Source organism: Streptomyces bullii, from assembly GCF_042657145.1.
GTDB classification, from domain to species: Bacteria; Actinomycetota; Actinomycetes; order Streptomycetales; family Streptomycetaceae; genus Streptomyces; species Streptomyces bullii.
On record NZ_JBHSNY010000001.1, the window covers coordinates 925,314 to 939,510 of the forward strand.

11 protein-coding genes and 1 rRNA gene are annotated in these 14,197 nt (G+C 72.5%); 5 read left to right on the top strand and 7 right to left on the bottom strand.

What is annotated here, in order from left to right; translation table 11 throughout:
• Positions 1-91 precede the first annotated feature (91 nt).
• The 6 genes from hpf to mtnA form a co-directional block, all read right to left on the bottom strand.
• Positions 92-784: a ribosome hibernation-promoting factor, HPF/YfiA family gene (gene hpf, locus ACFPZJ_RS04125; protein WP_381017223.1), complete on the bottom strand. Its 693-nt coding sequence runs from the start codon at positions 782-784 to the stop codon at positions 92-94.
• A gap of 314 nt (positions 785-1,098) precedes the next feature.
• Positions 1,099-2,085, bottom strand: coding sequence for a ComF family protein (locus ACFPZJ_RS04130; protein WP_381017226.1), 987 nt, complete (start codon positions 2,083-2,085; stop codon positions 1,099-1,101).
• Positions 2,086-2,327: 242 nt separating this feature from the next.
• Positions 2,328-4,157 (bottom strand): LpqB family beta-propeller domain-containing protein, encoded by a 1,830-nt coding sequence (locus ACFPZJ_RS04135; protein WP_381017228.1) that lies wholly within the window; start codon positions 4,155-4,157, stop codon positions 2,328-2,330.
• Positions 4,147-6,282: an MtrAB system histidine kinase MtrB gene (mtrB, locus tag ACFPZJ_RS04140; RefSeq protein WP_381017231.1), complete on the bottom strand. Its 2,136-nt coding sequence runs from the start codon at positions 6,280-6,282 to the stop codon at positions 4,147-4,149. The genes ACFPZJ_RS04135 and mtrB overlap by 11 nt, the downstream gene beginning before the upstream one ends.
• Position 6,283: 1 nt before the next feature.
• Entirely contained in the window at positions 6,284-6,973 is a 690-nt protein-coding gene (mtrA, locus tag ACFPZJ_RS04145; protein WP_381017235.1) for a two-component system response regulator MtrA, read from the bottom strand.
• Between the two features lie 142 nt (positions 6,974-7,115).
• Positions 7,116-8,264 carry an S-methyl-5-thioribose-1-phosphate isomerase gene (gene mtnA / locus ACFPZJ_RS04150; protein ID WP_381017237.1) on the bottom strand — a complete coding sequence of 383 codons (1,149 nt, stop codon included), beginning with the start codon at positions 8,262-8,264 and terminating at the stop codon, positions 7,116-7,118.
• A 140-nt stretch (positions 8,265-8,404) separates the two neighbouring features.
• Between mtnA and ACFPZJ_RS04155 the strand changes: the two genes are divergently transcribed.
• From ACFPZJ_RS04155 to ACFPZJ_RS04175, 5 genes are read left to right on the top strand one after another with little or no spacing between them, the layout of a single operon-like run.
• Positions 8,405-9,745: a DUF7847 domain-containing protein gene (locus ACFPZJ_RS04155; RefSeq protein ID WP_381017239.1), complete on the top strand. Its 1,341-nt coding sequence runs from the start codon at positions 8,405-8,407 to the stop codon at positions 9,743-9,745.
• A 4-nt stretch (positions 9,746-9,749) separates the two neighbouring features.
• Positions 9,750-10,517 (top strand): DUF4129 domain-containing protein, encoded by a 768-nt coding sequence (locus tag ACFPZJ_RS04160; protein WP_381017241.1) that lies wholly within the window; start codon positions 9,750-9,752, stop codon positions 10,515-10,517.
• Positions 10,514-11,707, top strand: coding sequence for a DUF4350 domain-containing protein (locus ACFPZJ_RS04165; RefSeq protein WP_381017244.1), 1,194 nt, complete (start codon positions 10,514-10,516; stop codon positions 11,705-11,707). Before ACFPZJ_RS04160 ends, ACFPZJ_RS04165 begins: the two co-directional genes overlap by 4 nt.
• Positions 11,707-12,696: an AAA family ATPase gene (locus ACFPZJ_RS04170; RefSeq protein WP_381017339.1), complete on the top strand. Its 990-nt coding sequence runs from the start codon at positions 11,707-11,709 to the stop codon at positions 12,694-12,696. The genes ACFPZJ_RS04165 and ACFPZJ_RS04170 overlap by 1 nt, the downstream gene beginning before the upstream one ends.
• A complete protein-coding gene (locus ACFPZJ_RS04175) occupies positions 12,696-14,006 on the top strand; it encodes a DUF58 domain-containing protein (RefSeq protein WP_381017246.1) in 1,311 nt (436 codons plus the stop codon). Before ACFPZJ_RS04170 ends, ACFPZJ_RS04175 begins: the two co-directional genes overlap by 1 nt.
• A gap of 104 nt (positions 14,007-14,110) precedes the next feature.
• Here ACFPZJ_RS04175 and rrf read toward each other — a convergent pair.
• A 5S ribosomal RNA gene (gene rrf, locus ACFPZJ_RS04180) occupies positions 14,111-14,197 on the bottom strand; the annotation flags it as partial.

Consider the following 14,197-nt stretch of genomic DNA (forward strand, 5'->3'; position numbering starts at 1 on the left):
GACAGTGCGGGGCGCGAAGTGGTCGCACGCCGGTGCCCCTGGGGGCGCACAGGCTCTCCAGGGGCACCGGCTGTGCTGTCACGCGGCACGGTCAGCCGCCGAGCGCACCGCCCGCCTCGGGGGAGTGCGCGTGGGTGACCATCGTGTCCGTCCTGAGGTGGATCACGCCGTAGTCGTATGCGTGCCGTCGGTAGACGACACTCGGTTCCTTCGTCTCGGAGTCGACGAAGAGATAGAAGTCGTGCCCGACCAGCTCCATCTCGTAGAGAGCCTGGTCGAGGGTCATGGGGGCTGCGACGTGGGTCTTCTCGCGGACGACGAGGGGTCCGTCACCCTGCACTTCGAGGGAGCCGATCTTCTTGGTGGGTACGGCCTCCGGCTCCTCCTGGGAGGTGACGAGGCCGGTTCCGTTGAGCGTCGCCGCGCCCGGGACGTGGTCGGCGACCTCGGCGGCCGGGATCCGGCGCGCGCCACGACGCGAGTACCGCTTGTCGTGTTGCCTGCGCAGCCGGGCTTCGAGTTTCTCCGCCGCCAGGTCGAGCGCCGCGTACGGATCGCTCGCCGCTGCCTCCGCCCGGATCACCGGACCGCGCGAGCGGAGCGTGATCTCCACTCGGTCTGATCGGTCGGCCTGTCGGGGGTTGGGCTCCTTGGACACCTCGACGTCGAGGCTGATCACCTTGCCATCGAGCTTCTGGATCTTCTCCAGCTTCAGCTTCTCGGCCACGTGCTTCCGGAACCGCTCGGGCACCTCGGTCTTGCGGCCCTTGACGACGATGTCCACGCAGAACTCCGTTCCCGGATCACTCCGCTTCGGTGGCGGAGCATCTCCCTTTTGCACCAGGTTCCGGTGAGCCCCGGAACCTCGGACTCGGTGACGTCCACCTCCTCCCCCGTGGGCAAGATCTCCACTCCACCCGACGCGGGTGATTACGGAGAAACCCGCAGCACGGCATTCCGATTTGAGAGGTGTGGCCTGCGGCTTTCCCTCACAACCGAACATATCTCGCCCGGACGGATGTCGTCACCCTCTACTGCGGCGTACCTCCGTTCAGGTGAATAGGCCCTCTCATAGCCTGCAACGACGCAAGTTCTCAGTCAGTTCCGGTTTATTTCGAAAGAGTCCGGTGAAGCCGCGACCACGGCCGCGCAGATCACGTCACCGACATCACCGGCGCCGTACGCGCCCGCGATTCCCGGTCGGCCGGGCCGCCGATCCACCCTCTCTCGCGTTGACCCGTTTCTTCGTTCCTCTCTGCCTTCCCACGTCTCTCCCACGTACACGGACTCGGTCATCCCGGCGTTCGAAACCGGCCCCGTTCCGCCTTCGTCGGCGGCCGGCCCCGCCGTGTCCGGCCCCGCCGTCCGCCCGTGGCCGCTCACCTGCCCCGCCTCCCCCATCGCCGCCCGCACGGTACGGGCCGCCTCGGCCAGGGACGCCCCTGTGGTCATCAGGTCGTCGACGAGCACGACCCGGCCGTCGAGCAGCAGCCCGGCGCAGCCGGGAGCCACCGCGAGCGCACCCGCGAGATTGGCCATCCGCTGACGGGAGTTGAGCCCCGCCTGGTCGGCCACGGCCCGCTGCTGCCGCAGTACGGCGAGCACCCGCGCGGGCGTCCCGCCGCGCCGCAGCTCACCCGCCGCCGCCAGGGCGATCCGCCGCGCCGGATCATGGCCCCGCGCCCGCACGGCCCACCGCGCGGACGGCACGGGCACGAGCAGCACGGGCCCCTGCCCGCCCTGAGCCCTCACCCAGCCCGCCCCCACAGCACCGCCCTCTCCTCCCGAGACCTCCCCGAGCCCCACCCGTACCGCTCCCGCCAGTGCCGCCCCGAGTGGCCCGGACAGGGCCAGCGCGCCCCGCTCCTTGTGAGCCAGCAGCGCCGCGCGTGTCCCGTCCGCGTACGCTGCCGCCGCGTACACCGCCGGCAGCCCGCGCGGCTCCGGCACCGGCCGCACCCGGCGCGGTACGGACCCGCCCAGGGCGGCACCGCACCGCGGGCAGAGCACCGTACGAGGCCTGCCGCAGCCCGCGCACTCGGCAGGCAGCACCAGGTCGGTAAGGTCCTGCCACCACCCCCGCATGACCACCACTGTGCCCGCGCCCGCACCGACCGGCCACCCCCTGTGGAAAACCGCCTGTGGACAACCCCCGCACCGGCCCCCACCCCCTCCCCCACAGGGCTGAACGACCGCCCGCACACGCGAAAGCGGCCGCCCCCGCCGGGATCCCATCCCGGCGGAAGCAGCCGCTTCCGAGCGCCGCGGCGCTTCCAGGGCTGTGCGCGTCGGCCCCGCTCACCGGTGCCGACGGGATGCGGTCAGGCCTAGCCCGGATAGACCGGGGCCGTCCCTTCCGCGACCTTCTGCCACTGCGTCCCGGACGGCAGCCGTACGATCCCGTCCACCGAGTACGCCACCAGCGGCAGCCGGTCGTCGCCGGAGGCGGTGACCTCCTTCACGCCGGTCAGGGCCGCGGGCGCCGGCACGTCCGGTGTCGAACCGTCCACCTGGACGTACCGCATCTGCTCCACGCCCCCATGCTCGCGCCCGACCACCACGAGCCGGCTGTCACCGGCCCACGACATGGCGGTGACCTTCTCCAACTCCGGCGTGGCGGACCGCGGCTCGACCACGGTGACCACCGGCTGCCCGCCCGACTCCTTGCCCCGCTCGATCAGCCCCACGACGAGGGACCGCTTGCCGTCCTTCTCCACGACGAGCGCGATCCGCACCCCGTCGGCGGCCACCCGCACGTCCAGCACACGCCCGTCCAGGCCCGGCGTCAGCACCTCCAGCGGCTCTTCCTCGCCTTGCTCCAGCAGGAGCAGCCGCGGATCGCGGGGATTGCGGTCGGCCACCCACAGATCACCCTGCGCGTCCCAGCTCGGCGCCGACAGCCGCTCGTCCTCGGTCCTGCCCCGGCTGGTCACCACGGGCTCCCCGACCGAACCGCCCTCCACCAGCGGCTCGACGTACAGCCTGCTGCCGTCGAGGCCGACGCCGGCGGCGCTGTGCTCGTCACGCGAGACGGCCACCGACCGCAGCGCCGTGTCCCCCGCGCCCAGGGGCCCGGGCACCGGGTCCGCCTGCATGGTGTCGCTGCCCGCCCTGCTGCGGACGAGCCGGTGCTTGGCGTCGATCCAGTACACGGAGGTGGGGGTCTGCACCGAACCGCGGGAGGCCACCGTGTCGGCCTGGCCCTCGGCGAGCGTGCACAGCTGCGCTCCGCCGGCCCGCAGGTCGACCTCCTCCACCGCGGGCGTGAGGTTCCGCAGTGTGAACAGCAGCTGGGCGGCCATCTCTTGGCAGCGTTCGGTGCCGACCTCGGCCGCCTTGTCGTTGAGCGGCACGGTCAGCTTGCTGCGGTCGTCGGGCGTGAGCGTGACGTCCTTCTTCAGCGCCGTGCCGGTGGGGAAGCTCGACCTGACCACGGGCCCGAGCCACCGCGTGGGCCCGTTGAGGAGGGAGCGCACGATCTGCGTCATGGGATCGACGCGCTCGCGCACGTAGATCGGGTCGGCGACCGCCGTGGGCGGTGCGAACGTGTCGCCCGCCGCGGTGTTCGAAGCGAAGTAGTACTTGTTGACGGACATGTAGTTGCGCTGGAAGTCCGTCTGGCCCATGACGACGCCCTGCGGCAGCGTGTCGATCCGCCACTGCCTGGTCTTCCTGTCCTGCGTGAGGTGGACGTTGCTGGTGTAGGGCCCCGTGGCGGGCGTGTACGACTGCTGGGCGTCGACCGTGGCCACCTTGGCACCGGTCAGCGTGAACGAGAACTCGTCGGCGTCCTCCCGGGTTCCCGGGCTGTCCGCCTCGGTGCTCGGACCGTCCATGAGCACCGTGGTGGCCGCCTCCGGTCGCCATGCCTTCGCGGCGTCGGCGGTCAGGTACTGGCGGGCCGTCCTGTAGTCCGGGTCGTCGCTGGTCAGCGCCTCCAGGAAGCCCTGCACGATCTCCTGCGGCTTGGCGTCCTCGCCCGGCGGCATCGCGAACACCCGCACCTGCGTGTCCTGCCGGGGCGTGGACTCCACGCCCCGCAGATCCCCGCTGTCGGGCATCGAGGCGCATCCCGCCAGCAGGACCGCACCACAGGCGGCGTACGCCACCGCGCGCGCCGGCGTCCGTCGACGCGCCCCCTCGCGGTCAGCGCCCACGCGTTGCCTCCCCATGCCTGTCCACGTCCCTGCCGCCGGTGTTCCCACCCCGGTCCCCGATGTTCCCGCCGGGGCCCTCCTGGACGGCGTCCGAGCCGCCCACCGTCCCGCCCCGGGCCGTCTCCGCCCCGGGAGCGGGCGGGTCGTCCTGACGCGTGGGGCCGCCCGAGGCCGGGCGGGGCACCACGCGCGCGCCGCTGCCCGGCAGCGCCGTCGGGTCGGCCACCGGGGCCACGGTCGCCGGGCGCGGCACGAGCGGATCCCGTGCCGCCCTCGCGGACACCTGGTCCGGGCTCTGCTGCGCCGGAACGGTGGCGGTCTTCTGTCCACCGCCGCGCGGCAGCCCCGCATCGTCGAGTCCGCGGTTGCGCCGCGAGTCCTTCGGCTCCAGCGGGATCGGGGAGCCCCGCAGCGGCTCGTCCGCGGTCCTGGGCAGCGTCAGCCGGAACTGCGAGCCGCCGCCCGGCTCGCCCCACGCCTGCAGCCAGCCGCCGTGCAGCCGCGCGTCCTCCAGGGCGATGGACAGCCCGAGGCCGGTACCGCCGGTGGTACGCGCGCGTGCCGGGTCGGCGCGCCAGAAGCGGTTGAAGACGCGGGTCGCCTCGCCCGGCTTGAGCCCGACGCCGTAGTCGCGGACCGCGACCGCGACCGCGCCGCCGGCCGCGGCGAGCTTGACGACGACGTCCCTGCCCTCGCCGTGCTCGACGGCGTTGACGACGAGGTTGCGCAGCACACGCTCCACACGCCGCGCGTCGGCCTCGGCGATGATCGGCTGCTGGTCGCCCACGATCTTGATCTGCGTGCCCTTGCGCTCGGCGAGCGGCTCCGCCCCGCTGACCACTCGCCGCACGACGTCCCTGAGGTCGATCGGCTCGGCCTCCAGCGCCGCCGCTCCCGCGTCGAAACGGCTGATCTCCAGCAGGTCCGCGAGCAGCGACTCGAACCGGTCGAGCTGGTCGGCGAGCAACTCCGCCGACCGCGCGGTCACCGGGTCGAAGTCCTCCCGGGCCTCGTGGATGACGTCCGCGGCCATCCGTACGGTCGTCAGCGGCGTCCGCAGTTCATGGGACACGTCCGACACGAACCGGCGCTGCATCCGCGACAGGTCCTCCAGCTGGCTGATCTTCTGCTGCAGGTTCTGCGCCATCTTGTTGAAAGCCTCGCCGAGCCGTGCGATGTCGTCCTCGCCGGTGACCTTCATCCGTTCCTGGAGCTTCCCGGCGGACAGCCGTTCGGCGATCCCCGCCGCCATCCGCACCGGCGTGACGACCTGCCGCACGACCAGCCACGCGATGGCCCCGAGCAGCACGACGACGAAGAGCCCGGCGGTCGCGAGGGTGCCCTTGACCAGGCTCAGCGACTTCTCTTCCTGGGTGAGCGGGAAGAGGTAGTACAGCTCGTACGGATCGCCGTTGGGGTCGTTGACCTGCTTGCCGATGACCAGGGCCGGCTGGGAGTCCTTGCCGTTGAGGTAGACGATGCGCGTGTAGCTCTGGGCCGCCGCGGTGCTGGTGTTCACCTGCGAGCGCAGCTCCTCGGGGACACTGGCCGACGGATCCACGTACCCGGAGGCGCGCGGTCCGCGCCCGCCGCCGCTCTCGTCGCCCGCGGGCAGCGTCACCACGTCGAAGGCGCCCTGACCGCCGCTGGAGAGCGACCACACCAGGTCGCTCATCCACTGGATGACGTTCTGCGCGGGCCGCCCGTCCACCGCGGTGCCGTCGTCACCGGTCCCGCTCGCCGCCTCGTCGGCCTTCTGCTTGGCCACCGCGAACCCGCCGGTGGCCTGGCTCTGGGACGCCTTGACCTTGGCGTCCAGCAGACCGTTGCGGACCTGCCCGATGACGACGAAGCCGAGCAGCAGGACCACGCCCAGCGACATCAGCAGCGTCGTGACGACGACCTTGAGCTGGATGTTGCGCCGCCACAGCCGCATGACGGGCAGCAGTGGCCGATGCACCCAGCGCACGAACAGCCGGATGACCGGACTGCCCTGGACTCCGCCCTGGAGCAGCCCGCCCTCCAGCAGGCGCCCCCAGCGGGAACCCGGCGTCTTCCGGCCGACAGGCCGCTCCGCGCGGGCCCCGGACCGGCCGGGCGCCGAAGCGGCACTGTCCCCGGACATGTCAGCTCGGTCCTGCCTTGTAACCGACACCACGCACGGTCACCACGATCTCGGGCTTCTCCGGGTCCTTCTCGACCTTGGAACGCAGCCGCTGCACATGCACGTTGACCAGACGGGTGTCCGCCGCGTGGCGGTAGCCCCACACCTGCTCCAGCAGCACCTCGCGCGTGAACACCTGCCACGGCTTGCGCGCGAGCGCGACCAGCAGGTCGAACTCCAGCGGCGTCAGCGCGATCGACTGCCCGTCCCGCTTCACGGAGTGGCCGGCCACGTCGATGACGAGGTCGCCGATGGAGAGCTGCTCAGGAGCCGGCTCCTCCGACCTGCGCAGCCGCGCCCTGATGCGGGCGACCAGCTCCTTCGGCTTGAACGGCTTGACGATGTAGTCGTCGGCACCCGACTCGAGGCCCACGACGACATCGACGGTGTCGCTCTTGGCCGTGAGCATCACGATCGGCACCCCGGACTCCGCCCTGATCAGACGGCACACCTCGATACCGTCCCGGCCCGGCAGCATCAGGTCGAGCAGCACCAGGTCCGGCTTGGTCTCGCGGAACGCGGCCAGCGCCTTGTCGCCGTCGGAGACGAAAGACGGCTCGAAACCCTCACCACGCAGCACAATGCCGAGCATCTCGGCCAGTGCGGTGTCGTCGTCGACGACAAGGACTCGTCCCTTCATAAACGACATCATCCCATTCTCATAACGGTGGCGAAGGCAGTGGTGAGACAGCTCACTGACCAGTGACGATAGTCGTACGACGTCGTCACTGTCTGCCCTTGCCCGTAGCCGTCGGCAAGGTCCGCCCTCGTCGCCCGGGGACGACGCCGCAGCGTCACCCGATCGTCACGTCACGTGAGCGGGCGCACAGCTCGGCCAGGGCCTCGGAGGTCACCGGCGACACCACGCCGTGTTCGGTGACGATCGCCGTCACCATTTCGGGTGGGGTCACGTCGAACGCCGGGTTGTACGCCTGCGTCCCCAGCGGCGCCACCGGGATCCCGCCACCGGCTTCCGTACCGGCCACGGGCACCTGAGGTGCCGTCACCTCGGTCACCTCGTGACCGGGCCGCTGCTCCACCTCGATGGACGCCCCGTCCGGCGTGTCCGGGTCGATCGTCGTCACCGGCGCCACCACGACGAACGGCACATGGTGGTACCGCGCGAGCACCGCCAGCGGGTAGCTCCCCACCTTGTTCGCCACCGACCCGTCGGCGGCGATCCGGTCCGCCCCGATCAGCACCGCGTCCACCTCACCGGCCGCGAACAGCGACCCCGCCGCGTTGTCGGTGAGCAGCGTGTACGGAATGCCGCTGCGCGCCGCCTCGTACGCCGTGAGACGAGCGCCCTGCAGCAGCGGACGGGTCTCGTCGACCCACAGCCGCCTCAGCCGTCCCGTCCGGTGCGCGGCGAGCGCTACGGCGAACGCCGTTCCCTCACCGCCCGAGACCAGTGACCCGGTGTTGCAGTGGGTGAGGATCCGGTGCCCGCCGGCCGGGAGCAGCTCGTCCAGCAGCGCCAGCCCGTGCTCGGCCATCCGGGCACTGGCCTCGGCGTCCTCGCGATGCAGCCGCCGCGCCGCCTCCAGTGCCGCCCCGGCCGCTTCCCCGGGATCACCGCTCTTGCCGAGCGCCGCCTGGTAGGCGGCGTGGGCGCGGCGTACCCCGACCGCGAGGTTCACGGCGGTCGGCCGGGCGCTCGCCAGCGCGCTCGCGGCGTCGTCCACGTCGAAGCCCCGCACGGCGGCGAGCGCGACGCCGTACGCCCCCGCGATGCCCAGCAGGGGAGCCCCGCGCACGGCGAGCGACCGGATGGCCTCCACCAGCGCGGGCGCATCTGTACAGACGAGTTCCACCTCCTCGGCCGGCAGCCTCGTCTGGTCGAGGAGGACCAGGACGGGGCCCTCGGGTGGCTCTTCCCAGCGGATCGCCGGGATATCGGTCGGCCGCTTGTCCTCGCCGCTGTGCGCGTACTGATCAGCCATGCGGTCAGTCTGCCCCTTTTTCCGCGGACAATTGAAGGTACGCAGCGCCTACCTCGCCCGGTCCGCCGATGACCACCCCATGGCACGATGGCTGTCAACCTGGCACCGCGACCGCGGACGGGCACCGTGAAGGAGCGACGATGAACGACACTCCGGGCTGGGCCTCGCCCGGATCCGCCCCGTCCGACGGGCAGAACCCGGGCGTGTCCGGCCCTGCCGAGCCCGCCGACCGACCGGGCCGGCAGCCCGCGGACCAACCGGGTCAGCCCGGCCCGTCCCCGCAGGGCCCCGGCGTGAAATGGTCCAAGGAGCAGCCGCCACCCAGCCAGTGGTCCGCGCCCACCGGCCCCACCGGCCCGGGCCAGGCTCCGCCCCCACCGCCCGGTCCGGGCTGGGGCGCCCCGCCCCCCGGGGGCCCCGGCAGCGGTTACGGCGGCCCCGGGGGCCCCGGCGGACACGGTGCCTGGGGAAGCGGCTGGGGCGGCCCGCCGCCCGCGGCCAAGCCCGGCGTGATCCCGCTCCGCCCCCTCGGCGTGGGCGAGATCCTCGACGGCGCCGTGTCCACCATGCGCACCCACTGGCGCACGGTCCTGGGCATCTCGCTGACCGTCGCGGTCCTCACCGAGATCGTGGTCGTCCTCTTCCAGGGCCTCGTACTGGACAACACCAGCGCCGACGCCCTCAACGACCCGAGCGCCACGCTGGACGAACTGAGCCGCGCCATGGGCGACGCCCTGCTGGACTCCGGCGTCGTCTTCCTGATCACCCTCATCGGCACCGTCGTGGCGACCGCCCTGCTCACGACCGTCACCAGCCGCGCGGTGCTCGGCAAGTCGGTGACCATCGGCGAGGCATGGCGCGACGCCCGGCCTCAGGTCCTGAAGCTGTTCGGCCTGATCTGCCTGCTGATGCTCATCACCGCCGGCATCGTCACCGCGGGCGCCCTGCCCGGCATCCTCGTGACCGTCGCGGGCGGCGGCGGAGCCGGAGTCGCCCTCACCGTCCTGGGCATCATCGGCTCCGGCGTCGTCGCGCTGTGGCTGATGATCCGCTTCTCGCTGTCCTCGCCCGCGCTGATGCTGGAGAAACAGGGCATCGTGAAGGCGATGAGCCGCTCCACGAAGCTGGTGCGCGGCTCCTGGTGGCGGGTCTTCGGCATTCAGCTGCTCGCCACGGTCATCGCCAACGTCATCGCGTCGATCATCGTCATCCCCTTCACGTTCCTCGCCGCCGCCCTCAGCGGTGACGGCGTCTCCGGGTTCCTCAACGGCGCCGGCGACATCGGCTGGACGTTCCTCATCGTCAGCGGAATCGGCTCGGTGATCGGCTCCATGATCACCTTCCCGATCACGGCGGGCGTCACCGTCCTGCTCTACATCGACCAGCGCATCCGCCGCGAGGCCCTCGACCTCGAACTGGCCCGCGCCGCCGGTGTCCAGGGCTACGGCTCCGACGCCCCCGGCACCACCCCGGGGAGCTGATGCCGTGAGCACGGAGGGGGGAGTTCTCACAGCGGTGCCGGACACCGTCGTACGGGCGTTGCTGCGCACCGGCGACATCACCGCGCTGTCGTCGGCCCGGTCGAGCGACGAGCCGCCCGTCACCCTCCCGCGCGACCCCGCGCGGGAGGCGGCCCGGCGCGAACTGTCCAAGCGCATGTACCACGAGAACGACCCCAGCCCCCTCCAGCGCGCCCTGGACGCCTTCTGGGACTGGGTCGGCCGACTGCTCGACGCCGCCTCGAACGCGACCCCCGGCGGCACACTCGGCCTCGTCGTCATCGTCCTGGCCGTCCTCGCGGTCCTGGGCGCCCTGTGGTGGCGCCTGGGCACCCCGCGCCGCCAACCCACCTCCGCCCCCGCCCTGTTCGACGACCGCCCCCGCAGCGCCGCCGAACACCGCGCCGCCGCCGAGGCACACGCCGCCCAGGGCCACTGGAACCCGGCCGTCCAGGAACGCATGCGCGCCATCGTCCGCGCCCTGGAGGAACGCGCCCTCCTCGACGTCCGCCCCGGCCGCACCGCCGACGAGGCCGCCGCCGAAGCCGGCCGCGCCCTGCCCGCCCACACCGATCCCCTGCGCGCCGCCGCCCGGGACTTCGACGACGTGACATACGGCGGCCGGTCCGCGACCGAGCAGTCGTACCACCGCATCGCCGACCTCGACGGCGACCTGGAACGCAGCAGGCCCCGACCGGCAGACAGCAACGCCCGCAGCACGGCCGCCAACACGCGCCAGGGAGCCGCCGGATGACCACCGAGGCCACGCTCCCCTCCACCTCGGCCTCGCCCACCGCCCGCCAGGTGTGGACGCGATCGCGAGGCATCGCCCTCGCCCTCGTCCTCCTCCTCGCGGCGGCCGTCGCGATCGCGGTGATCCGCTCCGACGCCCGCCACGGCGAACTCGACCCGCGCTCCGCCGACCCCAACGGCAGCCGCGCCGTCGCCGAACTCCTCGCCGACCGGGGCGTGGACACGCGCGTGGTCACCACCCTGGACGAGGCGGCCGCCGCGGCCGGTCCCGACACGACCCTCCTGGTCGCGGTGCCAGACCTCCTGACGCCCCGCCAGCAGAGCCGCCTGCACTCCGCGTTCGCCGGCTCCGGCGGCCGGACCGTCCTGGTCGCCGCCGGCAGCGCCTCCGTCGAACGCCTCGCCCCCGGCGTCACCGCCGACCCGGCCACCAGCCTCGACTCGACGCTCTCCCCCGACTGCGGCCTGCCCGCCGCCCGGCGCGCGGGCACCGCCGACACGGGCGGCGTCCGCTACACCACCACCCACCTCGACGCCGACCAGTGCTACCCCAGCCAGCGACTGGCCACCCTGCTGCGCATCCCGGACACCTCCGAAGACGGCGACACCGTCGTCCTCGGCGCGCCCGACATCCTCCTCAACGACCGCCTCGACGAGCAGGGCAACGCCTCGCTCGCCCTCCAACTCCTCGGCTCCCGCCCCCATCTGGTCTGGTACCTCCCCACGCTCGCCGACGACTCGCCCCTCGAAGAGGACGAACGCGGCTTCTTCGACCTGCTCCCCCCGGGCTGGCTCTGGGGCACACTGCAGCTCTTTTTCGCGGCAGCCCTGGCCGCCCTCTGGCGGGCACGCCGGCTCGGCCCCCTCGTGCCCGAAAAGCTCCCCGTGGCGATCCGCGCCTCCGAAACCGTCGAAGGCCGCGCCCGCCTCTACCGCAAGGCGAACGCCCGCGACCGCGCCGCCGCCGCTCTTCGCTCCACCACACGCACCCGCCTCGCCCCCCTCGTAGGCGTCACCGTGGCCCAGGCACACACGCCCGAGGCCCTGCTCCCCGCGCTCTCCGCCCACCTGCACGGCGACGCACAGTCCCTGCACACCCTCCTCTTCGGCCCGCCCCCCGGCGACGACGCAGCACTCATCGCACTCGCCGACCGACTCGACGCCCTCGAAAGAGAGGTACGCCGTCCATGATGGACCCGACCACTGACAACGCCGGGCAGAGCGGCGACCCGGGCACCGCCCGGGCCGCCCTGGAGGCCCTGCGCGCCGAGATCGCCAAGGCCGTGGTCGGCCAGGATCCCGCCGTGACCGGCCTCGTCGTCGCCCTGCTCTGCCGCGGCCACGTCCTCCTCGAAGGCGTCCCCGGCGTCGCCAAGACCCTCCTCGTCCGCGCGCTGGCCGCCTCCCTCGAACTCGACACCAAGCGCGTCCAGTTCACCCCTGACCTAATGCCGAGCGACGTGACGGGCTCCCTGGTCTACGACGCCCGCACCGCCGAGTTCTCCTTCCAGCCCGGCCCGGTCTTCACCAACCTCCTCCTCGCCGACGAGATCAACCGCACCCCGCCGAAGACCCAGTCGTCCCTCCTGGAAGCCATGGAGGAACGCCAGGTCACGGTCGACGGCACCCCCCGCATGCTCCCCGACCCCTTCCTGGTCGTCGCGACCCAGAACCCGGTCGAGTACGAAGGCACCTACCCCCTCCCCGAAGCCCAACTGGACCGCTTCCTGCTCAAACTCACCGTCCCGCTCCCCTCCCGCCAGGAGGAGATCGACGTCCTCACCCGCCACGCGGAAGGCTTCAACCCGCGCGACCTGCGCGCCGCCGGCGTACGCCCCGTCGCGAACGCTGCCGCCCTGGACGCGGCCCGCGCCGCGGTCGCCAAGACCACGGTCTCCCCGGAGATCACGGCCTACGTGGTGGACATCTGCCGCGCCACCCGCGAGTCGCCGTCCCTCACCCTCGGCGTCTCCCCGCGAGGCGCCACGGCCCTGCTGGCCACCTCGCGCGCCTGGGCATGGCTGACGGGCCGCGACTACGTCATCCCCGACGACGTGAAGGCCCTGGCCCTGCCCACCCTCCGCCACCGTGTGCAGCTCCGCCCGGAGGCGGAGATGGAGGGCGTCACGACCGACTCGGTCATCAACGCGATCCTCTCCCACGTCCCCGTTCCCCGCTGATGGCACTCACCGGACGCGCCGCACTCCTCGCGGCCCTAGGCTCCCTCCCCGTCGGCATCTGGGACCCCGGCTGGACAGGCATCCTGGCCGTCAACGCGCCCCTCGTGGCGGCCTGCGCCTGCGACTTCGCGCTGGCGGCACCGGTACGCCGCCTGGGACTGACCCGCTCCGGCGACACCTCGGTACGTCTCGGCGACACGGCGGACGTCACTCTCACGATTACCAATCCGTCCCGCCGCCCCCTCCGCGCGCACCTGCGCGACGCCTGGCCGCCCAGCAGCTGGCTGCCCGGCACGGAGACGGCGGCCTCCCGCCACCGCCTGACGGTTCCTCCCGGCGAACGCCGCCGCGTCGCGACCAGGCTGCGCCCAACCCGCCGAGGCGATCGCCAGGCCGACCGCGTGACCATCCGCTCCTACGGCCCTCTCGGCCTGTTCACCCGCCAGGGCACCCACAAAGTCCCCTGGACGGTACGTGTCCTGCCCCCGTTCACCAGCCGCAAGCACCTGCCCGCCAAACTGGCCCGCCTGCGCGAACTGGACGGCCGCACCAGCGTCCTCACCCGAGGCGAAGGCACGGAGTTCGACAGCCTCCGCGAGTACGTCCCCGGCGACGACACCCGCTCCATCGACTGGCGCGCCACGGCCCGCCAGTCCGCCGTCGCCGTCCGCACCTGGCGTCCCGAACGCGACCGCCACATCCTTCTGGTCCTCGACACCGGCCGCACCTCGGCGGGCCGCGTGGGCGACGCGCCCCGCCTGGACGCCTCCATGGATGCGGCGCTGCTCCTGGCAGCCCTCGCCTCTCGCGCCGGCGACCGCGTCGACCTCCTCGCCTACGACCGCCGAACCCGTGCCCTCGTCCAGGGCCGCGCGGCAGGCGACGTCCTTCCGTCCCTGGTCAACGCGATGGCCCCCCTCGAACCGGAGCTCGTCGAAACAGACGCCCGCGGACTCACCGCGACAGCCCTGCGTACGGCCCCCCGCCGTTCCTTGATCGTGCTCCTCACCACCCTCGACGCAACACCCATCGAGGAGGGTTTGCTCCCCGTCCTGCCCCGACTCACCCAGCGCCATACGGTCTTGCTGGCGTCAGTGGCGGACCCGCACATCGCACAGATGGCCAAGGCCCGTGGAAACACGGACGCCGTTTACGACGCCGCAGCCGCGGCCCAGGCTCAGACCGAACGCCACCGCACTGCGGAGCAACTCCGCCGCCACGGCGTGACGGTCGTGGACGCGACCCCGGACGACCTGGCGCCGGCCCTGGCCGACGCCTACCTCGCTCTGAAAACCGCAGGACGTCTCTGACAGAACGGGATGAAGTGGCATGGGAGGGGACGTCCCGGCCCTCCACCTGCCCACCAAACGCAGAAAAGCCCCGCATCATACGATGCGGGGCTTTCTCAATGATTGTTCGGCGGCGTCCTACTCTCCCACAGGGTCCCCCCTGCAGTACCATCGGCGCTGTAAGGCTTAGCTTCCGGGTTCGGAATGTAACC

What these genes read in the sequence shown, in the direction of transcription:
- ACFPZJ_RS04155 (WP_381017239.1), top strand. Translation starts at nt 8,405, where the DNA reads ATGAACGACACTCCGGGCTGGGCCTCGCCCGGATCCGCCCCGTCCGAC.
- mtrB (WP_381017231.1), bottom strand. Translation starts at nt 6,282, where the DNA reads ATGTCCGGGGACAGTGCCGCTTCGGCGCCCGGCCGGTCCGGGGCCCGC.
- ACFPZJ_RS04170 (WP_381017339.1), top strand. Translation starts at nt 11,707, where the DNA reads ATGGACCCGACCACTGACAACGCCGGGCAGAGCGGCGACCCGGGCACC.
- ACFPZJ_RS04165 (WP_381017244.1), top strand. Translation starts at nt 10,514, where the DNA reads ATGACCACCGAGGCCACGCTCCCCTCCACCTCGGCCTCGCCCACCGCC.
- ACFPZJ_RS04130 (WP_381017226.1), bottom strand. Translation starts at nt 2,085, where the DNA reads ATGCGGGGGTGGTGGCAGGACCTTACCGACCTGGTGCTGCCTGCCGAG.
- mtrA (WP_381017235.1), bottom strand. Translation starts at nt 6,973, where the DNA reads ATGATGTCGTTTATGAAGGGACGAGTCCTTGTCGTCGACGACGACACC.
- mtnA (WP_381017237.1), bottom strand. Translation starts at nt 8,264, where the DNA reads ATGGCTGATCAGTACGCGCACAGCGGCGAGGACAAGCGGCCGACCGAT.
- ACFPZJ_RS04175 (WP_381017246.1), top strand. Translation starts at nt 12,696, where the DNA reads ATGGCACTCACCGGACGCGCCGCACTCCTCGCGGCCCTAGGCTCCCTC.